Below are 21896 nucleotides of genomic sequence, written 5' to 3'. Positions count from 1 at the left end.
CGGGGCCGTCGCGGGCTCGTCCGAGGCCTGTTCCCGGCCCTCCGGCCGGCCCGAACGGCTGAGGGTAGCCTTGCCCAAGTGAGCACCTGTGCGACCGTGTCGCGTGAACTTTCGGAACCGCTGACCGCGACGGCGGCGGTCGCGACCACCTGGCTGCTGCTGGAGCAGAACGGCCCGTGGGGCGCGAAGGCGCTGGCCGAGAGCCACCTCGACACGGCGGTCGGGCGAGCCCTGGAGGCGGCCGCTGCGGGCACCGGCGTGCGGGTGGCCCTGATCCGGCGGCCGGGCCGGCACGCGGACTGCCTGCCGACCGCGCGGCACGAGGTGGTCGTGGCCCACGTGGTGCCGGGCCGCGGTTGGGTGCGCCGGGCGCAGGTCGGGGACCCGGCGGAGCTGCTGGAGCTGGACTTCGCGGCGCTGGGCGTCGGCGACCACACGGGTTTCGGGGTGGAGCACGTCGGCGGCCCGCTGGCCCTGGTGTGCACCAACGGCCGCCGGGACCGCTGCTGCGCGCTGCTGGGCCGTCCGCTCGCGGCCGAGCTGGCGGCGGCCGGGCACAGCGAAGTGTGGGAGGTGACCCACCTGGGCGGGCACCGCTTCTCCCCCACCATGCTGGTGCTGCCGTACGGCTACGCGTACGGGCGGCTGACGCCGGAGAGCGCCAAGGAGGTGCTGGCGGCGACGGCGGCCGGGCACATGGTGCCGGAGTGGTCGCGGGGCTGCTCGGGCTGGGAGCGTCCGGGCCAGGCGGCCGAGCACGCGGTGCGGCTGGCGACCGGCGAGACCGGGGCGGCGGCACTGACCCTGGTGCAGCGGCCGGACGGCGCGGGCCGCTGGCTGGTGCGGGTGGTGCACCGGGACGGCCGGGCCTGGGAAGTGGACGTGATCGAGTCGGTGAGCGAGCCGCCGCGTCCGGAGAGCTGCGGCAAGGCGGCGGGGACGCCGTCGCGGATGGACGTGCTGTCCGTACGGGGGCTCTGAACACCGCGGCGGCCCCGCGCCCGTGGGGGTGAGCGCGGGACCGACGGGCGCCGGGCTCAGCCGGTGGCCTTGCCGACGAACTCGGTGGTGTACGTCTTGGCCAGGTCTATCGTCCCCTCCTTGCCCTTGACGTCCGGGTGGAAGGCGGCGAGCACCGCGAGCACGGTCTTGGGCCCGTCGGCCGGCATCACCCCGTCGGTGGTGAACATCGGCAGGGTGGACTTGATCGCCGCCGCGTACTGCTCGGCACCGCCCTGGGCGTAGTCGGCGGGCATCTTCGCCGCGATCTCCTCCGGGCTGTGGGTGGACATCCACTTGAGGGTCTTCACGAAGGCGCCGGCGAGCTTCTGGGTGGTCTCCTTGTTCTTCTCCACCCACTCGGTGTTCATGTACAGCGACGACGAGGGGTAGAGCCCGCCGAGCGCCTGGCGCGAGCCCTCGGGGGTGCGCATGTCGTAGAGGATCTTGCCGAGGCCCTTGTCGAGGACGGCGGCGACGGTCGGGTCGGTGGTCATCCCGGCGTCGATGCTGCCCTGCTGGAGGGCGGCGATGAAGGTCTGGCCGGCGCCGACCGCGATCGGGCTGAAGTCGCTGACGGAGGCGCCGTTCTTGACCGCGAGGTACTTGGTGAGGAAGTCGGTGGAGGAGCCGATGCTGGTCACGCCGAGCTTCTTGCCCTTGAAGTCGGCGCCGGACTTGATGGCGTCGGCCTGCTTGGCGGAGACGAGTTCGACCTCACCGGGGGCCTGGGCGAACTGGACCACCGACTCGACGTGCTTGCCCTTGGCCTGGAGGTCGATGGTGTGGTCGTAGAAGCCGACGGCGCCCTGGACGTCACCGGCCAGCAGCGCGGTGGTGGCGTTGACGCCGGCCGGCTCGGTGAGCAGCTCGACGTTGACTCCGGCCTCGGCGAAGTAGCCGAGTTGCTGGGTGAGCATCGCGGGCAGGTAGATGACCTTGTCCAAGCCGCCGACCATGATCTTGACCTTGGGGCCGTCGACCTGCTGCCCGGCCGGGGCGGCGCCGTGGGCCGAGGAGGCGGCGTCGTTGGCGCAGGCGGAGAGCGGGAGGACCAGGGCGGCGGCGAGGACGGCGGCGGCAGCTCTGCCGGTCGGGTGCGGGCGCATCGTGGGGGAGCCTCTCTGTACGTACGGGCAGGGGGGAGTTCAGCGGCCGTCGCCCGCGTCGGCGGGCTTCCAGCGGAACAGCTTCTTCTCGGCGAAGGTCAACAGCCCCTCGGTGACCAGCGCGACGACCGCGAGGATGGTCATCGCGGCGTACACCCCGGCCGCGTTGAAGGTGCCCTGGGCGGCGGCGACCAGCAGGCCGAGGCCCTTGGTGGCCCCGATGTACTCGCCGACGATCGCGCCGATCAGCGCGAAGCCGAAGCTGACGTGCAGGCTGGTGAAGATCCAGGTGGTGGCGGCGGGGATGACCACCTGGAGGGTGACCTTGCGGTTGTCGGCACCCAGGATGCGGGCGTTGGCGACCAGGTTGCGGTCCACCTCACGGGCACCCTGGAAGGCGTTGAAGAACACCGGGAAGAACACCAGCACCACCGCGGAGGCGACCTTGGAGGCCGGGCCGAGGCCGAACCAGATCAGGAAGATCGGGGCGAGCACGATGCGCGGGATGGCGTTGAGCACCTTGATGTACGGCCCGAACACATCGGCCAGGAACCGGATCCGGCCGAGCGCGATGCCCAGCAGAACACCGCCGACCACGCCGATCACCCAGCCGCTCAGGGCCTCGTACAGGGTGTAGCCGATCTGCTCGCCGAGCGAGCCCTGGGCGGTGCCGTGGGTGATCCACTGCCAGATCTGGTCCCAGATCCTGGACGGCTGCGAGAAGTTGAACGGGTCGATGACCTCGGTGCGGGCGCACAGCTCCCAGAGGCCGAGGAAGGCGACCAGCACGCCGAGCCGGGCCGCGTAGACGGTCAGCCTGCGGTTGCGGGCGGCCCGCTCGCGGGCCTCGGTCCTGGTCGTGGCGGCCGGGGGCTTCCCGGCGGCGGTCGAAGCGGTTTCGGACGCGGTCTCAAGCGGCACGACCCGCTCCTCTCTCCCGGGTGATGCGCACCTCTTCGCCGAGCGAGGCCCAGATCTCGCGGTACAGCTCGACGAACCTCGGTTCCAGCCGGACGGCCTCCACGGTGCGCGGCCGTGGCAGGTCGACGGTGAAGATCTCCTTGACGGTGGCCGGCCCGGCCGTCATCACGACGACCCGGTCGGCGAGCGCGATGGCCTCGTCCAGGTCGTGGGTGACGAACACGACCGACGAGCCGGTACCGGCCCACAACTCCAGCAGCTGGTCGGACATCAGGGCGCGGGTCTGCACGTCCAGCGCCGAGAAGGGCTCGTCCATCAGCAGGATGGCCGGGTCGTTGACGAAGGTCTGGGCGAGCGCGACGCGCTTGCGCATGCCGCCGGACAGCTGGTGCGGGTAGCGGTCCTCGAAGGCGGACAGCCCGACCCGGCCGAGCCAGTCCCGGGCCCGTTCCCTGGCCTCGGCGGCGGGCACGCCGCGGAACCGCGGCCCGGCCATCACGTTGGACAGCACCGTGCGCCAGGGGAAGACGGCGTCCTGCTGGAAGACGAACCCGACCTGGGGGTCGATCCCGCGCACGGGCTTGCCGTACACCCGGACCTCGCCCTCGGTGGGCTCCTCCAGACCGCTGACCAGCGTCAGGGTGGTGGACTTGCCGCAGCCGGTGGGGCCGACGACGGCGACGAACTCGCCCTGGGCGACGGTCAGATCGAGATCGCGGACGGCGGTGTGCAGGGCCCCGGACGGGGTGCGGAAGCGTTTCGTCGCGCCGGTCAGCTCGATCGCCGGGGTATTGGTCATTGATTCCTCCCGGGTCAGTGCTTGCCCCGGAAAGGTAGAAGCGGCCCCGGCCCCGGCGGGAGCCTTCTCCGCGTAGTGCGACTTCTCCGCTTTGAGGGGTGTTCTGCTCGTTTTGCTTCCGCTACAACTGCGGGGACGCGGGCTGACAGAAACACCCCGGAAACATAGGGTGTCCCGACCCCACCCCTGATGGACCTCACCCCGGACGGAACCCACCCCTGACGGACCCCGCCCCCCGTAGCACCGACGCCACCGAGAGGAGGCCCGGATGAAGCTCCCCCACTGGCCCCGCCGGGTCTTCGCCCAGCTCCTGCTGAGCCAGACCGTCGTCACCGTCGGCGTCACCGCCGTGACCGCCGGGCTGTTCCTGGCCCCGGTCAGCAGCGAACTGGACCACGACGCGATGCAGCGGGCGCTGTCCATCGCCCAGGCCACCGCCACCGACGAGACCATCGCCCGGGCCGCCGACGCCCGGGACGTCGTCACCGCACAGCGCAACGCCGAGCAGATCCGACTGGCCACCGGCGCCAGCTTCGTCGTGGTCACCGACCTGGACGGCATCCGGCTCTCGCACACCGACCCCGGCCGGATCGGCCAGCGGGTCAGCACCGACCCGGAGCCCGCGCTCAACGGCCGCAGCGTCACCGCGATCCAGCAGGGCACCCTGGGCCGCACCGCCCGCGGCAAGGTGCCGCTGCGGACGACGGACGGCCGGATCGTCGGCGAGGTGTCCGTCGGCATCAGCGACGACTCGATCCGCCGCCGCCTGCTGAAGATGCTCACCGGCATCCTGCTGTGCGCCGCCGCCGGCCTGGCCGCCGGCACCGTCGCCACCCTGGTGCTGGCCCGCCGGCTCAAGCGCCGCACCCACAACATCGCGCTGGCCGACATCTCCGCGCTGCTGGTCGAACGGGAGGCGATGCTGCACGGCATCCGCGAGGGCATGGTGGCGCTGGACGAGCGCGGCCGGATCCGGCTGGCCAACGACGAGGCCCTCCGGCTGCTCGGCCTGCCCGAGGACTGCACCGGCCGCCCGATCGCCGAAGTGCTGCCCCCGGGCCGGCTGGCCGACGTGCTGACCGGGCGGATCAACGGCCCCGACCTGCCCGCCGTACGGGACGACCGGGTGCTGGTGGTGAACCGGACGGCCACCAGCGAGGGGGCGGTGGTGACGCTGCGCGACCGCACCGAACTGGAGTCGCTGGTACGCGAGCTGGACACCACCCGCAGCCTCACCGACGCGCTGCGCGCCCAGGACCACGAGCACGCCAACCGGATGCACACCCTGCTCGGCCTGCTCGAACTCGGCCGCCACGAACAGGCGGTGGCCTTCATCTCGGAGCAGTCCGGCTCGCACGCCGTGGTCGCCGCCCGGATCGCCGAGCAGGTGCAGGACCCGCACGTGGCGGCGCTGCTGGCGGGCAAGACGGCGGTGGCCGGCGAGCGCGGGGTGCGGCTGGCGCTGGCCCCGGCCGCCCACCTGCCGGACACGGTGGTGGACGCCCGGGCGCTGGTGACGGTGCTCGGCAACCTGATCGACAACGCGGTGGACGCCCTGGAGGGGGGCGGCCGGGTGGAGGTGACGCTGGCGGCGGCCGGCTCCACCCTGCTGCTGCAGGTCGCGGACAGCGGCCCGGGCGTGCCGGAGGAGCTGCGCATACGGGTCTTCGAGGAGGGGTGGACCAGCAAGGACGCGCCCGCGCACCGCCCGCGCGGGCTGGGCCTGGCGATGGTGCGGCGGCTGGTCGAACGGACCGGCGGCCGGATCGTGCTCGACACCGGCCCGCTCGGCGGCGCCCGGTTCACCGTCGAACTGCCCGAGGCCCTGCTCACCGCTCAGCTCGTGGAGGCGTGATGATCGACGTACTCGTGGTGGACGACGACTTCCGGGTCGCGGACGTGCACGCCGCGTACGTGGCCAAGGTGCCGGGCTTCCGGGTCACCGGCACCGCCCATTCGGCCGGCGAGGCGCTGGCCGCGCTGGAGCGCCGCCCGGTGGACCTCCTGCTGCTCGACCACCACCTGCCGGACGAGACCGGCCTGGCGCTGGTCCGCCGGCTGCGGGACCGCCAGGTGGCCTGCGACGTGATGATGGTGACCGCCGCCCGGGACGTCTCCACGGTGCACGCCGCGATGCAGCACGGTGCGCTGCAGTACCTGGTCAAGCCGTTCACCTTCGCCGGACTGCGGGACAAGCTGGTCTCGTACGCGCAGCTGCGGCACGCGCTGGCCGCACCGGCCCGGGAGGCCGGCCAGGACGAGGTGGACCGGCTGTTCGCGACCCTGCGCAGCGCCTGCGCGCCCACCGGCGCCCTGCCGAAGGGCCACTCGGCGCCCACCACCGACCTGGTCCTCGGCGTGCTGCGGCGGGCCGGCCGGCCGCTGTCCGCCCAGGAGGTCGCCGACGCCACCGGACTGAGCCGCTCGACGGCCCAGCGCTATCTCAAGCAACTGGAGCGCGACAGCCGGCTGCGGCTGACCCTGCGCTACGGCGACACCGGCCGCCCGGAGCACCGCTACGGACTGGCCGCCCGGGCCTAGAGACGGGGGAACCCCGGCGGCCCCCGGCCCGCCGGGGCCCCGACCTCACGGGTCAGTACAGCCGGGGGTCTGTGGCCGGCGGATCCGCGCGCCCGGCAGGATCCGCCGGACAGACCCTAGCTAGGCCGCGCCCGCACCGGTGAGGGCCCGCACCTCCAGCTCGGCGAAGCGGTCCGCGTCGGCGGGCTCGGGCGAGGTGAGCGTCCCGATCCAGCCGGCCAGGAAGCCCAGCGGGATGGACACGATCCCGGGGTTCTCCAACGGGAACCAGTGGAAGTCCACGCCGGGGAACAGCGCCACCTTGGAGCCGGAGACGACCGGCGAGAAGAACACCAGCACGATCGCCGGGACCAGCCCGCCGTACACCGACCACACCGCGCCCCGGACGGTGAACCGCGACCAGAACAGGCTGTACAGCAGCACCGGCAGGTTCGAGGAGGCGGCCACCGCGAAGGCCAGGCCGACCAGGAACGCGACGTTCAACTGCTGGGCGTACAGGCTGATCACGATCGCCACCGCGCCGATCCCGGCGGCGGCGAACCGGGCGACCACCACCTCCTGCTGCTCGCTGACCTTCTCCGCGGCCCGCTCCCCACCGCGACGGCGCGGACGCCCGCGCCAGGCGCCGGCCCAGATGTCGTGGGCGAAGGCGGCCGAGGAGGCCAGGGTCAGCCCGGCGACCACGGCGAGGATGGTGGCGAAGGCGATCGCCGAGATCAACGCGAACAGCACCACCCCACCGGTGCTGCCGTTGCCGCCGCCGAGCACCAGGGCGAGCAGCGGAACGGCGGTGTTCCCGGCCGAGTTGGCGTGCCGCACCTCGGCCGAGCCGATCAGCGCGGTGGCGCCCAGGCCGAGCGCGATGGCCATCAGGTAGAAGCCGCCGACCAGGCCGATCGCCCACATCGTGGAGCGGCGGGCGGCCCGGGCGGTGGGCACCGTGTAGAAGCGGGACAGGATGTGCGGCAGGCCGGCGGTGCCGAGCACCAGGGCCAGGCCCAGGCTGAAGAAGTCCAGCCGACTGGTGAAGGTGGCGCCGTACTTGAGCCCGGGTTCGAGGTAGCGGTGCCCGGCGCCGCTGTGCTGGGCGGCCTGGCGCATCAGCTCGAGGAGGTCGCCGTGGAAGCGGATCACCAGCAGCACCGTCAGCAGCACCGAACCCGCGATCAGCAGGACGGCCTTGACGATCTGGATCCAGGTGGTGGCCCGCATCCCGCCGATCGTGACGTAGACGATCATCAGGGCGCCGACCGCGATGATCGTCCAGGTCCGGGCCTGGGAGCTGTTGGTGCCGAGCAGCAGGGCGACCAGCGAGCCGGCCCCGACCATCTGGGCGACCAGGTAGAGCAGGGTGACGACGACACTGGCGCCACCGGCCGCCGCCCGCACCCGGCGGCGGCGCAGCCGCAGCGCGAGCACGTCGGCGAGGGTGTACCGGCCGGCGTTGCGGACGAGTTCGGCGACCAGCATCAGCACGACCAGCCAGGCCACCAGGAAGCCGATGCTGTAGAGCACGCCGTCGTAGCCGTAGAGGGCGATCAGCCCGGCGACGCCGAGGAAGGAGGCCGCGGAGAGGTAGTCGCCGGAGAGGGCGAAGCCGTTCTGCAACGGGGTGAAGTCACGCCCGCCGGCGTAGAAGTCCTCGGCGGCGTTGCCCTGGCGGCCGACCCAGAGGGTGATCCCCAGGGTGACCAGGACGATGACGGCGAACAGCACGATCGCCAGGCCGTGGTGCTGGCCGGTGGGGGCGACGGGGGGCGGGGTGGCGGTGGTCAGCACGCCGGTGGTGGCCGTCATCGCAGCTGGTCCTGGGTGTCCCAGCGCAGGCCCAGGGCGGCGCGGTCGCGGTTGGTCCGGGCGTTGCGGGCGTAGAGCCAGGTGAGCAGGAAGGTCGAGGCGAACTGCAGCAGGCCGAGCAGCCAGGCCACGTTGAGCGGGCCGACCACCGGGGTGCGCATCACGCCGGGAGCGGCGGCCTCGGCGGCGACGTACATCAGGTACCAGCCGAGGAATGCCCCGCTGGTCGGGAAGACGAAGCCCCGGTAGCTGCGGCGGATGTCCTGGAAGGCCGCGCTGGCCTGGACGCTCCGGTAGACCTCGGTGCTGTCGGTGGTGCTCACGGGTGCGGTCGGCTCCGGCGGGACCACCGGTGCGGCGGCCGACGCGGCGGCCGGGGACGGCGGCACGACCGGGGACGCGGACGGCGGGGCGGCGGGGGCGGCCGCCGGCTCGGGGGCGGCCGGCCGGCCGGCGGCCGAACGGGTGGGCACCGGCTGGGCCGGTACGGCCGTTCGGCGGGGCGCGGCAGCCGGCTCGGATGCGGCGGCGGTGGCCGGAGCGGCCCACCAGTCGAATCGCTGCCCCTGTCCGGGACTGCTGGTCTGCTGCTGTGGCACTGCTGCTCCTGGGCCGGGCCGGGCGTTCTGACCCGAACCATCATGGAGGCCCCCGGACACCGTCCCTGACCATCGCAGATACGTTCACTCAATGAGGTGATCGATCATCTGACGGACGCTCATCCGACTACTGCTGCGTACCGGTGATTCCGTGCCGGAAGGCGTACGCGACCGCCTGCGCGCGGTCCCGCACCGCGGTCTTGGCGAACAGGTTGTTGATGTGCGTCTTCACGGTGGCCTGGCTGACGAACAGCCGCTGGGCGATCTCCGCGTTGGAGAGCCCCTCGGCGATCAGCGCGAGCACCTCGGCCTCCCGCACGGTCAGCCCGTCCGGCAGCTCCCCGCTCCGCGCGGCCGACCGCTCCGGGCCCGGCCCGCCCGTCGACGCGGACTTCGCCGGTGCCTCCGAAAGCCTTTCCAGCAAACGGAGTTGTACCTGAGGGGAGAGCCCGGCCGCACCCGCGCGGACGTCCGCGATGGCCTTGGCGATCTCCTCGCCGCCGGCGTCCTTGGTGAGGTAGCCGCGCGCCCCGGCCTGCAGGGCCGGGAACAGCGACTCGTCGTCGGCGTAGGTGGTGAGCACCACGACCTCGGTCTCCGGATGCGCGGCCCGGATCCGCCTGGTCGCCTCGACGCCGTCGACCCGCGGCATCCGCAGGTCCATCAGCACCACGTCCGGGTGATGACGCTCCACCAGGGCGACGGCCTCCTCCCCGTCCGCCGCCGCCCCGACCACCTCGATGCCGGGCAGCAGCCCCAGCAGCATCACGATGCCCTCGCGCACCACCGTCTGGTCGTCCGCCACCAGCACCCTGGTGACCCCCGCGGTCATGCGCCCACCTCGCTGCGCCCGGCAGTCGTTTCGCGCAATGCGCACCCTCCGATGACGAGCTCGCCGCGCTCGCTCATGCCGGCACCCGCAGCAACACCCGCCACCCTCCGTCCTCCGGGCCCGCCAGCAGGGTGCCGCCGAGCAGTTCCGCGCGTTCGCGCATCCCCAGCAGACCGTACCCGCCGCCGCTGCCGGCCAGCTCGGCGGCGGTCGGCTCGCCGGCGGACGGCCCGCGCGGCGCCCGGCTGTTGCGCACCTCCAGCTCCACCGCGTCGTCCAGGTAGCGCAGTTCGACCGAACAGCGGGCACCCGGCGCGTGCTTGCGCACATTGGTCACCGCCTCCTGCGCGGTGCGCCGTACCGCCAGCCCCGCCTCGGCGGCCAGCGGCCGGGGCGTACCGGTGACGGTGATCGGGGCCCGCTCCCGCTCGGCCAGTTCCACCAGGAACTCCCCGACCGGCGTGAACTCCCCGCGCAGCGCGGACAGCGCCTGCCGGGTCTCGGCCAGTCCGTCCTGCGCCATCCGCCGTGCGGCGACGACCCGTTCGCGGATCTGCTCGCGCTCCACCCCGGCGTCCAGCATCAGCCGGGCCGCCTCCAGGTGGACCAGCTGCGCGGAGAGGCTGTGCGCGAGCACGTCGTGGATCTCCCGGGCGATCCTGGCCCGTTCGGCGAGCGCCGCGCTCTCCGCCTCGGCGGCCCGGGCGGCGCGCTCCTGGACCAGCAGCCGACGGGCGGTGCCGCGCGCCTCGATGTCCAGCCGCAGCAGGAAGCCGACCAGGAGGGACCCGCCGAGGGTGGCGGCGACGCTGAGCCAGCTCGCCGGGGAGGCCGCCGTGTACGAGGCCAGCGCGGCCGCCGCGGTGAGCAGCGCGGGCGCGGGCGGCAGCCGGATCAGGGCCGTGACGGCCAGCCCGATCCAGAGGAAGTCGGCCAGCGTGTAGGCCAGCCCCCCGTTGGCGAGCCAGCCGGCGCCGACCACGACGGCGGACAGCAGGTACGAGGCCGCCCGGTGCTGCTCCCGGCTGGCCCTCAGGTACGCCGCGCACAGCGCGACGGCCGCGACCAGCCCGGCCACCGCGGCCGCCACTGCCCAGCCGGCGTACTTGCCCTCGGAGAGGGTCGCCCAGCCGACGACGGCCACCAGGACGGTCCGGCCGAACACGGTGAGGACCCGCCGCGGCCGGCTCTCGGCCTCGCGCTCCAGTCCCTCCCGGGACGGCCAGCGGGTCCAGTACCACCCGGCCAAGGGGGCCTCCTCGGTGCTCACGGCAGCGGATCAGTGCAGTACGGCGGTCACCTGCGCGGGCTCCAGTGTCCGGGCCCTCCAGTTGACCACGAGCGAGCGGACCAGCAGCAGGACCGCCATGCCGAGCATCAACGAGCTGCCCGCCTGGTGGACGCCCAGGGCCGAGCCGATCGCGTACAGGCCGATCCGGACGGCGACCATCCCGCCCCAGGCGGCCAGGGTGGCCTTCGTGCCCTTGACCAGGACGGCGCCGTCGGCGGCCCGCCAGACCCGGACGGTCCAGCCCCAGACCGAGCCCATCGCGAGCACGGCGACCAGGCCGGCGGCGAGGAGGATGGCGGACAGCGCGGTGTGCTGGTGGTCGATGATCTGCGGATCACGCAGCGCGAGCGCACCCAGGATGAGCGGCAGCAGCCAGAACCGGCGCTCGGTGTCCAGGCGCTGGACGCGCATCTGGCGCGTGACCACCAGGACCACCACTGCTGCGATCACCAGGAGGTTGGCGAGGGAGGCCATCGGATTTCTCCGTCCGGGGAGAGGCTTGTGCTGACCTCTCCGACGCTACGGATCCGGCGTTCCCCGCTGATCGGAGCCGGGGTGGAGCGCGGGTGGAACCGACGGCTCGGGGGCCCTCCACCCACGGGTGGAGGGCCCCCGTCGGTCCGGGCCGTCAGGCGTCGATGCGGGAGCGGTCCAGGGTGGCCGCCGAGTCCACGATGAACTCCTTGCGCGGGGCGACGTCGTTGCCCATCAGCAGGTCGAAGATCCGCTCGGCCTGCTCCAGGTCGCCCAGGTTGATCCGGCGCAGGGTGCGGTGGCGCGGGTCCATGGTGGTCTCGGCCAGCTGGTCGGCGTCCATCTCGCCCAGACCCTTGTAGCGCTGCACCGGCTCCTTCCAGCGCTGCCCCTTGCGCTGGAACTCCAGCAGGGTGGAACGCAGCTCGGCGTCGGAGTAGGTGTAGTGGTACTTCTCCTGACCGCGCTTGGGGCTGGTGAGCTCGATCCGGTGCAGCGGCGGCACGGCGGCGAAGACCCGGCCCTGCTCGACCATCGGCCGCATGTAGCGGTGGAACAGGGTCAGCAGCAGGGTGCGGATGTGCGAGCCGTCGACGTCGGCGTCGGCCATGAAGATGACCCGGCCGTAACGGGCCTGGTCGATGTCGAAGGTGCGGCCCGAGCCGGCCCCTATCACCTGGATGATCGCGGCGCACTCGGCGTTCTTGAGCATGTCGCTCACCGAGGCCTTCTGCACGTTGAGGATCTTGCCGCGGATCGGCAGCAGCGCCTGGAACTCGGAGTTGCGGGCGAGCTTGGCGGTGCCGAGCGCGGAGTCCCCCTCGACGATGAACAGTTCGCTGCGGTCGACGTCGTCGCTGCGGCAGTCGGCCAGCTTGGCGGGCAGCGAGCTGGTCTCCAGCGCGGTCTTCCGGCGCTGGGCCTCCTTGTGCTGCCGGGCGGCCACCCGGGTGCGGGCGGCGGCGACGACCTTCTCCAGCACGGCCCGGGCCTGCTGCTTCTGGTCCTTCTTGGCCGAGGTGAGGAAGGCCTTGAGCTCCTTGGCGACGACGGCCGCGACGATACGGTTGGCCGCCGAGGTGCCGAGCACCTCCTTGGTCTGGCCCTCGAACTGCGGCTCGGCGAGCCGGACGGTGACCACGGCGGTGAGGCCCTCGGTGGCGTCGTCCTTGGTGATGTCGTCCTCGGCGACCCGCAGCAGCTTGCTGGCGCGCAGCACCTCGTTGACGGTCTTGGCCAGCGAGCGCTCGAACCCGGTGACGTGGGTGCCGCCCTTGGGGGTGGCGATGATGTTGACGAAGGAGCGCAGGGTGGTGTCGTAGCCGGTGCCCCAGCGCAGCGCGATGTCCACGCCGAGGTGCCGGGTGACCTCGGTCGGGGTCATGTGGCCGAGGTCGTCCAGGACGGGCACGGTCTCCTTGAAGGTGCCCTCCCCGTGCAGCCGCACCACGTCGCTGACCGGCTTGTCGGGGGCCAGGAACTCGCAGAACTCGGCGATGCCGCCGTCGTAGTGGAAGACCGACTCCTCGACCTTCTCGCTCTCGGTGAGGCGCTCGTCACGCACGACGATGGTCAGGCCGGGGACGAGGAAGGCGGTCTGCCGGGCCCGGCTGTGCAGGTTCTCCAGGGAGAGCTTGGCGTCCTTGAGGAAGATCTGCCGATCGGCCCAGTAGCGGATCCGGGTGCCGGTGCGGGCCTTGGGCACCTTGCAGGTCCTGGTGAGGCCGTTGGCGGGCTCGAAGGGCGCGTCCGGGCTGGCCTCGGTGAAGATGCCGGGGGTGCCGCGGCGGAAGCTGATCGCGTGGGTGTGCCCGCTGCGGTCGACCTCGACGTCCAGCCGGGCGGAGAGCGCGTTGACGACCGAGGCACCGACGCCGTGCAGACCGCCGGAGGCCGCGTACGAGCCGCCGCCGAACTTGCCGCCCGCGTGCAGCTTGGTCATCACGACCTCGACGCCGGACAGCCCGGTCTTGGGCTCGACGTCGACCGGGATCCCGCGGCCGTTGTCGCGGACCTCCACCGAGGAGTCCGGGTGCAGCAGCACCTCGATGCGGTCGCAGTAGCCGCCCAGCGCCTCGTCGACCGAGTTGTCGATGATCTCCCAGAGGCAGTGCATCAGACCGCGGCTGTCGGTGGAGCCGATGTACATGCCGGGGCGCTTGCGGACGGCCTCCAGGCCCTCCAGGACGAGCAGGTGCCGCGCGGTGTAGTTGGAACCGTCGTCGCCGGCCAGCAGCGCGGACGGCACGGTCGTTTCGGCACTCACGCGGCACTCTCCTCGGTGAAGTTCTGTCTCATCGGTCACATCCGGACGCATCCGGACCAACCGCCAGTGCAGCACGCCGCACCGACAGTCGTCGCTCTGTGTGCTCGCCACCCTGCGACGGGTGCACAGCACAGCGGGCCGGCCCGGCGCAGCTTGTACGCGCTGCGCGAACAAGGACCGCACCCGGGCGTGGGCCCCGGGGCGCCATCTCCTCCCGGTACCACCGGTCCTGGCGGACCGTGGGGTCCGGCACAGGCTCCGGAACTGCCGTTATGCAGGCTACCGGGGCCCGGGACGGGGCTTATGCTCCAACCCGGCAGAGGATTATGCTACGCGGACCTCGACCCCGGTCCCGATCGGACGTTCGAGCGACGGGCAGCTCCCGGGATTCGGCACGCATGAACCACCGGCACCCGGGGCACGTCCTCATCAACACAGCAGAATCCTCAGAGAAGAAAAGCCACGAGCGGGAACGTTTTCGGCCTGGTTGGATGTTGACCCTGGTACGACAGCTCGTCGAGCTAGAGAAGAGGCGACGTGACTACTGTTCTGACACCTGCGAGCCCGCTCACCGCGGCTGACCGCTGCGACCGCTGCGGCGCCCAGGCATACCTGCGCGTCGTACTCGCCAGCGGCGGAGAGCTGCTCTTCTGTGCCCACCACGGCCGGAAGTTCGAGCCGGAGCTCAAGAAGATCGCCGTGGAGATACAGGACGAGAGCGGCCGTCTCACCACCAGCACCACCGCGACGGCCACCGACGACGAGCGCTGACCCAGGCGCCTCGACAAGCAACCAGCGTCGAGCTGTGTCCGGCCGCGCACCGCGCGCGACCGGGGAGCCGGGTGGAGGACCCTTCGGGGCCGTCCACCCGGCTTCGCTGTTCTCCCGACCGTTCTCCCCCGTTCACCCCGACCACGGGACCGAGAGCGGGAGCCGGGTCGGCCGGAGCCGAAACGGCGTCAGAACGTCACCACGCCATCACCCGCGGCGACGCTCGGGGGCACTCAGAGCGCGGAGCGCACCGCGTCCGTGACCGAGGACACCCGGGTGTAGACGCCGGGGTGCCCCGCCTCCGCGCAGCCCGTCCCCCAGGACACCAGCCCGGCAAGCCGGCCGGCCACGATCAGCGGTCCGCCGCTGTCCCCCTGGCAGGCGTCCTTGCCGCCCTTCTCTTCGCCCGCGCAGACCATGCCCCGAGCATCGAACTTGCCGTCCTGGCCGCCCGGGTAGGCGTGCGCACAGGTCTGGTCCGAGACGATCGGCACGTCCACCTCGCGCAGCAGCGGCGAGTAGTCGCCCCGTCCGCTGGTGTCACCCCAGCCGTAGACCTGCGCTCCGGTCCCCGCCGCGTACGGCCCGCTCTCCCCCTGGCCGACCAGCTCGACCACCGGCCGGGAGCCCTGAGACTCGGCGAGGGTGAGCACCGCTACGTCGTTCATGTTCGCGGCGAAGTTGTAGTCGGGGTGGATCCAGACCCGCTGGACTGCCACCTCGCGACCGGCCGAGCCGCGCATGTCGTCCCGGCCGACGACCACCTTGAGCCCCGGCCGGTCCACCCGGCCCTTGGACTCGTCGTAGAAGCAGTGCGCGGCCGTCACGACCTTGGTCGGGGTCACCAGCGCACCCCCGCAGAACTGGCCAGAGCGCCCGCTGCCGAACTGCTGGCGGCTGGCCAGCGCCACGATCCAGGGGTGGTCGGCGGTGCTCACCGCGCCACCCCCGACCACCCGGCGCTGCGCCTCGGCCGGACCGGCCGCCCCGAGGGCGACCAGCGGCACGGGGACGGCGGCGAGCAGCGCCAGCAGGGCGCCACGCCGCCGACGGCGGCCGGGACGGGCGGCGGCCGGGACGACCCGGCGCGGGACGGAGGTCGGCAGGTCGGCTCGGTCCGGGTCGGTCAGCACCGTGACTCCACAAGGCTCGGCAGCAGGCAACCGGCACAGCGTAGGTGATCAACTACACTGCGCGACCCCTTCCCGGCATGCCGCCACCCGGACGAGCGACAAGCGCCACCCGGACGCTGACGCCCCGCCCCCGAACAGCCCGAAGGCCCGGAACCCCACGGGTTCCGGGCCTTCGTCGTGTGCTGCTGCCGACCGGGCCTGGCCGACCGGCGGACCGATCAGTCCAGGTAGTCGCGCAGCACCTGGGAGCGCGACGGGTGGCGCAGCTTCGACATGGTCTTCGACTCGATCTGGCGGATGCGCTCACGGGTGACCCCGTACACCTTGCCGATCTCGTCGAGCGTCTTCGGCTGGCCGTCGGTCAGACCGAAGCGCATCGAGACCACGCCGGCCTCGCGCTCGGAGAGGGTGTCCAGCACCGAGTGCAGCTGCTCCTGGAGCAGGGTGAAGGAGACCGCGTCGGCCGGGACGACCGCCTCGGAGTCCTCGATCAGGTCACCGAACTCGCTGTCGCCGTCCTCGCCCAGCGGGGTGTGCAGCGAGATCGGCTCACGACCGTACTTCTGGACCTCGATGACCTTCTCGGGGGTCATGTCGAGTTCCTTGGCCAGCTCCTCCGGGGTGGGCTCGCGGCCCAGGTCCTGGAGCATCTGGCGCTGGACGCGGGCCAGCTTGTTGATGACCTCGACCATGTGCACCGGGATGCGGATGGTGCGGGCCTGGTCGGCCATGGCGCGGGTGATCGCCTGGCGGATCCACCACGTAGCGTAGGTCGAGAACTTGTAGCCCTTGGTGTAGTCGAACTTCTCGACCGCACGGATCAGACCGAGGTTGCCCTCCTGGATCAGGTCCAGGAACAGCATGCCGCGGCCGGTGTAGCGCTTGGCCAGCGAGACCACCAGGCGGAGGTTGGCCTCCAGCAGGTGGTTCTTGGCCCGGCGGCCGTCCTCGGCGATGATCTCCAGCTCGCGCTTGAGCTTCGGGGCGAGCTTGTCGGCGGCCGAGAGCTTGTCCTCGGCGAACAGACCGGCCTCGATGCGCTTGGCGAGCTCGACCTCCTGCTCGGCGTTGAGCAGCGGGACCTTGCCGATCTGCTTCAGGTAGTCCTTGACCGGGTCGGCGGTGGCGCCGGCGACGGCGACCTGCTGGGCCGGCGCGTCGTCCTCGTCGTCGTCGGAGAGGACGAAGCCCTCCGACTCCTCCTCCGGGGCGCCCTCGGCCTCGGCCTTGTCGCCGGGCAGCGCGGCGTCCTCGAGCAGCTCCTCCTCGCCGAGCAGCTCCTCGTCGCCCTTGCCGCCCTTGCCCGCGGCGGTCTTCTTGGCGGCGGTCTTCTTGGCCGGCGCGGCGGTCTTCTTGGCCGCGGCCTTCTTGGCCGGCGCGGCCTTCTTCGCCGCAACGGCCTTCACCTCGGTGACGACGGTGGTCGTCTCCTCGACGGTGATCTCGGCGGACACGGTGGGAGCGGGCGCCGCGGCGGCGGCCGCGACAGCCGGAGCCGCGACGGGGGCGCCGGGGGCGATCCGCACGGGCGGCTTGGTCGGGGCCGACGGAGCGGCCGGGCTCCGGGTGGTGACAGCCTTGGTGGCGGTGCGCTTGGCGGGGCTCTTGGCAGCAACGCTCTTGCGCTTGGCGCCGGCCGGCTCGGCCGCGCTGACCATGAGGTCCACCCCCTCCTCAATCAGTACCTGGTTGAGGCTGCGCATGACGTTCTTCCACTTGGTGACCGGGATCTGGTCCGCCTCGAACGCCTGGCGCACGTCGTCACCGGCGATCTGCCCCTGGGCCTTGCCCCGCTCGATGAGAGCCAGCAGAGCCGCGGACTCGGCGATCTCGGGGGGAAGCGAACGGGATGTGCTGGCCGACACGAACAACCTCTCGGACGATGAGTGGACTCGAACCCGTACCGGCCGCCCGAGCGGGCGGGGAAGGAGATCGCGCGCCGGACGCGCGGTGTCGATTCCGACCGACTCGGGCTTGAGGACTGGGTTTGCAGGACGGCAGCAGCGCCGCGGACCAACACAGCATTCTGACATGTTGGAGTATTCCGGAGCTGCTCCCGCTCAGGACACATCGCTGCTACTCGTCAAGTGTTACGCATGGCCTTGGTGTCGCGGGTCACACCACTCGGCGCCCGCGGCCCCGGGGCCGTCATCCATCATCGCGCACTCGCGCCCAAGTCGATTGTCATGGGCGGGACACGTCATCGGGACGCCGGGGACGGGTCCCTCCGATCCACACCGCCCCCGCACCCATGCGCCTTCGCCCACGCAGAGGCCCTCCGGCTGCGCCACACGGTGCGGCCGGAGGGCCCTGGAGGAGCGGGACCGCGCCCGGCGCGTCCGCTCGCCGAGAACAGTCCGCTCAGTGCTCCCGGGGGGCGGGGACGGAGGGCTCCATCTCGGGGTGGACGGTGAGCAGCGCCCGCATCGCGGCCTCGCCCGCGGTGCCGTCGCCGGTGCCCAGCGCGTCCACCAGCCGGGCGTGCAGGCTGACGGAGGACTCGGAGGGCCGCTCGCACGAGATCGTCGGACCACCCGAGACCTGCAGGGCGCAGGAGATGATGCCGGACAGGTGCTCCAGCATCCGGTTGCCGGCCATCTGCAGGACCAGGCCGTGCAGCTCCGCGTCGGCCCGGGTGTAGGTGGACAGGTCGGCCTGAGCGGCGGCGTGACCCATGATCTCGACCAGCTCGACCAGCCGCTGCTGGACGTCCTCCCGACCGTGACCGGCCGCGAGCCGGGCGGCCAGCGGCTCGATCGCCCAGCGGAGCTCGAACAGCTCCCGGCGCTGCTCGTCCCGCTGGGGGCCGAAGGCGCGCCACTCGATGATGTCCGGGTCCAGCAGGTTCCAGTCACCGACCGGGCGGACCCGGGTACCGACGTTCGGGCGGGCGCTGACCAGGCCCTTGGCCTCCAGCACGCGCAGCGACTCGCGGACGACCGTCCGGGACACCTCGAAGCGCTGGCCGATCTCCTCGGGCACGAGCGGGCGGTCGGCACCGAGGTCGCCGGAGACGATCATCTGGCCGAGCTGCTGGACCAGCTGGCCGTGCAGACCGCGGCCGCGGCTGCTGGTGGTCTTGCGGCCGACCCGGGCGATGTCGGACTCGGCGCCCTCCCAGCGGGGCGCCGGCGGGGTCGGCCGGTCGGCGTACGAGAAGCGGTCCAGATCGCCGGGGCCGTGGATGGGCCCATCGGCGGAACGGGCGGGGGTCATGGTGGGGTGCGCAAGGGTACTCACGCCATCCTTTGTCGGCGATTGGCGGGCGCAGCTTGAGGATTCTCGTGAAAAGCACACGAAAGGGTGATCGACCATGGCTGGATAATTGACTTCTTATCAGGAAGAACCGCTCATTACGGTCACTGCTGGTCGATCTTGGTGCTTCGGGACGGCGTGCGGTCCGCCCGACGGGCCCGGGTGCGCCCGACGGCGGTCTACAGCGAGCGGCGGCGGACCTGGACCAGCAGGGCGGCCAGCAGCAGGGCCGCAGCGGGGGCCGCGACCGCCACCAGCAGCGCCGGATCGGTCAACGCCGCACTCCTGGCCGCCACCCCACGGGCTCCGCCGTACACCCAGCCGTAGGCCCACTCGATGCCGGACTGGAAGGGCAGCAGCTCCGTCGCCCGGGTCGGCCACGGACGTCCGGTCCGGCGCAGCAGCAGGGCCACTCCGGACTCCAGCAGCGGCGGCAGCGCGCACAGCAGGAGCACCCCGGCGGCGGCGCTGCGGGTCAGCGAGGCGGTCAGCACACCCGTCCAGGCGGCCACCACGGTCAGCAGGACGAAGGCCAGCAGCGCGGCCGGCACCCCGTGCCCGGCCACCAGCCCCAGCGGGGCGAAGGCGCCCGGCAGGTCGGCAGGCCCGCTCAGCCCGACGGCGCCCAGCGCCCCGAACGCCCGGTCGGACAGCGCGCCGGGATCCGTCCAGGCCGCCACCGTCACCCCGTCCGGCAGGGCGAGGTGCACGGCCACGGTGTCGAGCAACACGGTGGCCAGCGCCAACAGCGCCGCCACCGGACCGACCACCAGCAGCTTGGCCAGCAGCAGCCGCACCCGACGCGAGTAGGCCACCTGCGAGGCCGCCAGCCCCGGGTGACGCACCTCGTGCCCGTACGAGAGCGCCCCCAGCACGCCGGCGCCGAGCGCCGCGAAGGGCAGCGGGATCAACGGGACGGCGGCGGTCAGCAGCCGCACCCCGGCCGAGGCGGCCAACGGACCGGCCGGGGCCTGGCTCGCCAGGACGGCGGCCACGACCACGTCGCAGAGCAGGACGGCGGACAGCAGCAGCCAGGTGGAACGCAGGCCGCGCAGGCGGCGCAGCTCGTAGGCCAGGACACGCACGGTTCACTCGCTCCGGTGGTCGTCGGGGGTGGCGGAGGTGGCGGGGGCCTTGCCGGTGGTGACCCGGCCGAGCCGGACGGTGTCGTCGGTGAGCAGGTCGGCGGCGCTCTGCCGGCGGCGCACGGGCTCGGTCCCGGCCTCGCTCTCCGGTCCGTTCCCGGACCGGACGGGCTCCGCCTCGGTGCGGACCGCCTCGACGCGGGCGGGCGAGGTGGCGCCGGGCTGGTCCCGGAAGAGCCGGTCGACGGCGACGGTGGAGGCCGGCTCCGGCTGCGGGGCGGTGACCGCGGCGAGGACGGGCAGGGCGGCCGTCATGGCGGCGACGGGCAGCGCACGGGTGTTCCGGGCCGCGTCCTCGCGGGCGCGGCCCTCCGTGGCGGGCTCCGGGACTGTGGGCTCCGGGACGGAGGGCTCGGGGTGCGCGGGGTCGGGATGCGCGGGGTTCGCGGGGTCGGCGGCGGTGGACAGGTGTTGCGGGTCGGTGCCGGGCCGCGCGCCCTCGGGAACCGCCCCGTGGGCCGATTCGGGTTCCGGCTGGCGGCGGAGGCGGCCGGATCGGCCGGAAGCGACCGGCAGGGCCGCCCGGGGCGCCGGCTGCTCGACCACCCGGTCGGCCAGCTCGTGCAGCAGGATCCCGTGCTGGTAGGCGAGTTCACCGATCTCGGTGCGGTCGATGCCCGCCACCGCGAGGCCCGCGCCGCCGTCCCGGCGCACCTCGGCGCCCTGGCTGACCAGCAGGTCGGCCAGCCGCGCCATCTGCGGCCCCCGGACGGCCACTTCGGGGCTGAGCCTGGTCCGGCAAAACTCCGCGACCGGCTGGTCGGCCACCGGGCGACCACGGTCCAGGGTGACCACCCGGTCCGCGAGTTGGGCGGCCTCCTGCGGGATCCGGGTGGTCACCAGCACCGTCCCGCCCGCGACCGCGAAGGAGCGCAGGAAGGCGTGGAACCACTCGACGTTGCGCGGGGACAGGCCCTCGGTCGGTGCGTCCAGCAGCAGGGTCCCGGGGTCACCGAGCAGCGCGGCGGCCAGGGACAGCCGGCGGTGCATGCCCGGCGAGAAGGTACGCAACCGCTGCCCGGCCACGGCGGCCAGCCGGGTCTGCTCCAGCAGTTCGTCGGCCCGCCGCATGGGGACGCCGACGGCCGCGGCCAGCATCCGCAGGTGCCCGCCTGCTTTGCGCCCCGGGTTCCCGGCCACCGCTGCGGCTCCCTCGCCCGGCCCGGGCAACAGCACTCCGACCTCGCGTTCGGGGCGGCGGATCCGGCGGTAGGGGCGGCCGTCGAAGAGGGTGATGCCCTGGCCGCGTTCGAGTTCGAGCATCAGCCGCAGCGCGGTGGACTTGCCGGCCCCCTCGTCGCCGAGGAGCACGGTGACCATCCCCGGCCGGGCGTCGAAGGTCAGATCGAGCACGGCGGGTGGGGTGCCCTTGCGATGGACCTTGGTCAGTCCGGTGATCTGGATCATCGCTGGCTGCTCCCATGCCCTCGGCCGACCTGCTCGACGCCAGCACATTAGGGGCCAGCACCGCAGATTCCGGGCATTACCGAACCGCCACGGGCCCGCCACCCGCTCGCCTCACCCGATCAGGGGACAATCCGATCCTGCGATTCACGGGCGCCGCCGCTCCGACGCGCCGTCGGCACCACCCCGGTTTCCGGCCAGGCGCCGGGGCCGGCCTATGTCGTCAGGAAAGCCGCGGCACCCGGCGGGAGCGGCTCGCCGGCGCACTGCCGCTGGAACTCCTCGGCGGCGACCTTGCCCTCCAGGGCGATCTGGGCCAGCTGCTCCTGTTCGGCATCCAGCCTCTCCTGCACGGAGGCGATCGTCGCCGGGTCGCCGTGCGCGGCCTTCAAGGCGGCCAACTGCTTCTCGGTCCTGTCGGTCGTCGTGGTGAGGCTCTTGGAGGCCGCCACCAGCTTCACGAGGCCGTCCCGCTGATTGGCGCACAGGTCGTCGGCGTCCATCACAGAGCTCCCAGGGTCCGAAGGCCTTCGGCCCGGCGACCGAAGCGTCCACCGACA

At 72.8% G+C, this 21896-nt stretch carries 19 protein-coding genes; 4 read left to right on the top strand and 15 right to left on the bottom strand.

The window, feature by feature from the left end:
- The first annotated feature begins 78 nt into the window (after positions 1–78).
- On the top strand, positions 79–981 hold the full coding sequence (locus tag ACZ7BZ_RS28350; RefSeq protein ID WP_470360809.1) for a sucrase ferredoxin: 903 nt from the start codon (positions 79–81) through the stop codon (positions 979–981).
- Between the two features lie 56 nt (positions 982–1037).
- Here ACZ7BZ_RS28350 and ACZ7BZ_RS28345 read toward each other — a convergent pair whose 3' ends face one another.
- From ACZ7BZ_RS28345 to ACZ7BZ_RS28335, 3 genes are read right to left on the bottom strand one after another with little or no spacing between them, the layout of a single operon-like run.
- Positions 1038–2108 (bottom strand): ABC transporter substrate-binding protein, encoded by a 1071-nt coding sequence (locus ACZ7BZ_RS28345; RefSeq protein WP_470360808.1) that lies wholly within the window; start codon positions 2106–2108, stop codon positions 1038–1040.
- A 39-nt stretch (positions 2109–2147) separates the two neighbouring features.
- Complete coding sequence (locus tag ACZ7BZ_RS28340; RefSeq protein ID WP_465749480.1) at positions 2148–3029, bottom strand: ABC transporter permease; 882 nt, start codon at positions 3027–3029, stop codon at positions 2148–2150.
- Positions 3019–3828, bottom strand: coding sequence for an ABC transporter ATP-binding protein (locus ACZ7BZ_RS28335; RefSeq protein WP_470360807.1), 810 nt, complete (start codon positions 3826–3828; stop codon positions 3019–3021). The genes ACZ7BZ_RS28340 and ACZ7BZ_RS28335 overlap by 11 nt, the downstream gene beginning before the upstream one ends.
- A 268-nt stretch (positions 3829–4096) precedes the next feature.
- On the opposite strand from ACZ7BZ_RS28335, the gene ACZ7BZ_RS28330 reads away from it, so the two are divergent.
- On the top strand, positions 4097–5683 hold the full coding sequence (locus tag ACZ7BZ_RS28330; RefSeq protein ID WP_470360806.1) for a sensor histidine kinase: 1587 nt from the start codon (positions 4097–4099) through the stop codon (positions 5681–5683).
- Positions 5683–6369: a response regulator gene (locus tag ACZ7BZ_RS28325; RefSeq protein WP_380462239.1), complete on the top strand. Its 687-nt coding sequence runs from the start codon at positions 5683–5685 to the stop codon at positions 6367–6369. Before ACZ7BZ_RS28330 ends, ACZ7BZ_RS28325 begins: the two co-directional genes overlap by 1 nt.
- Positions 6370–6489: 120 nt before the next feature.
- Here ACZ7BZ_RS28325 and ACZ7BZ_RS28320 read toward each other — a convergent pair whose 3' ends face one another.
- The 6 genes from ACZ7BZ_RS28320 to ACZ7BZ_RS28295 form a co-directional block, all read right to left on the bottom strand.
- On the bottom strand, positions 6490–8166 hold the full coding sequence (locus ACZ7BZ_RS28320; RefSeq protein WP_470360805.1) for a solute symporter family protein: 1677 nt from the start codon (positions 8164–8166) through the stop codon (positions 6490–6492).
- Positions 8163–8765 carry a DUF485 domain-containing protein gene (locus ACZ7BZ_RS28315; protein WP_470360804.1) on the bottom strand — a complete coding sequence of 201 codons (603 nt, stop codon included), beginning with the start codon at positions 8763–8765 and terminating at the stop codon, positions 8163–8165. The genes ACZ7BZ_RS28320 and ACZ7BZ_RS28315 overlap by 4 nt, the downstream gene beginning before the upstream one ends.
- Positions 8766–8892: 127 nt before the next feature.
- Positions 8893–9597: a response regulator transcription factor gene (locus ACZ7BZ_RS28310; protein WP_470360802.1), complete on the bottom strand. Its 705-nt coding sequence runs from the start codon at positions 9595–9597 to the stop codon at positions 8893–8895.
- A 73-nt stretch (positions 9598–9670) separates the two neighbouring features.
- A complete protein-coding gene (locus tag ACZ7BZ_RS28305; RefSeq protein ID WP_470360801.1) occupies positions 9671–10867 on the bottom strand; it encodes a sensor histidine kinase in 1197 nt (398 codons plus the stop codon).
- A 9-nt stretch (positions 10868–10876) separates the two neighbouring features.
- On the bottom strand, positions 10877–11362 hold the full coding sequence (locus tag ACZ7BZ_RS28300; protein ID WP_470360800.1) for a DUF1453 domain-containing protein: 486 nt from the start codon (positions 11360–11362) through the stop codon (positions 10877–10879).
- Between the two features lie 154 nt (positions 11363–11516).
- A complete protein-coding gene (locus tag ACZ7BZ_RS28295; RefSeq protein WP_470360799.1) occupies positions 11517–13628 on the bottom strand; it encodes a DNA gyrase/topoisomerase IV subunit B in 2112 nt (703 codons plus the stop codon).
- 537 nt (positions 13629–14165) lie between these two features.
- Here ACZ7BZ_RS28295 and ACZ7BZ_RS28290 point away from each other — a divergent pair.
- Positions 14166–14399 carry a DUF7455 domain-containing protein gene (locus tag ACZ7BZ_RS28290; RefSeq protein WP_097236007.1) on the top strand — a complete coding sequence of 78 codons (234 nt, stop codon included), beginning with the start codon at positions 14166–14168 and terminating at the stop codon, positions 14397–14399.
- Positions 14400–14632: 233 nt separating this feature from the next.
- Here the strand turns inward: ACZ7BZ_RS28290 and ACZ7BZ_RS28285 are convergent, their stop codons facing one another.
- From ACZ7BZ_RS28285 to ACZ7BZ_RS28260, 6 genes are all read right to left on the bottom strand, one after another.
- Entirely contained in the window at positions 14633–15433 is an 801-nt protein-coding gene (locus ACZ7BZ_RS28285) for a S1 family peptidase (RefSeq protein ID WP_470360825.1), read from the bottom strand.
- 317 nt (positions 15434–15750) lie between these two features.
- Positions 15751–17403 (bottom strand): RNA polymerase sigma factor, encoded by a 1653-nt coding sequence (locus ACZ7BZ_RS28280; protein ID WP_470360798.1) that lies wholly within the window; start codon positions 17401–17403, stop codon positions 15751–15753.
- A 490-nt stretch (positions 17404–17893) separates the two neighbouring features.
- Positions 17894–18772: a FadR/GntR family transcriptional regulator gene (locus tag ACZ7BZ_RS28275; protein ID WP_380454753.1), complete on the bottom strand. Its 879-nt coding sequence runs from the start codon at positions 18770–18772 to the stop codon at positions 17894–17896.
- A 194-nt stretch (positions 18773–18966) separates the two neighbouring features.
- The gene (locus tag ACZ7BZ_RS28270) at positions 18967–19872 is read right to left on the bottom strand and encodes a hypothetical protein (protein WP_470360797.1); all 906 of its coding nucleotides are present in this window, start codon (positions 19870–19872) and stop codon (positions 18967–18969) included.
- Positions 19873–19875: 3 nt separating this feature from the next.
- Positions 19876–21339, bottom strand: a complete 1464-nt coding sequence (locus ACZ7BZ_RS28265) for an ATP-binding cassette domain-containing protein (protein WP_470360796.1) — start codon at positions 21337–21339, stop codon at positions 19876–19878.
- A 212-nt stretch (positions 21340–21551) separates the two neighbouring features.
- The gene (locus tag ACZ7BZ_RS28260) at positions 21552–21839 is read right to left on the bottom strand and encodes a hypothetical protein (protein ID WP_470360795.1); all 288 of its coding nucleotides are present in this window, start codon (positions 21837–21839) and stop codon (positions 21552–21554) included.
- Between the last annotated feature and the right edge of the window lie 57 nt (positions 21840–21896).

This window comes from Kitasatospora sp. NPDC036934, from assembly GCF_055608425.1.
The sequence above is the reverse complement of the archived record's forward strand: the minus strand, read 5'-3'. Positions and strand labels throughout refer to the sequence as shown.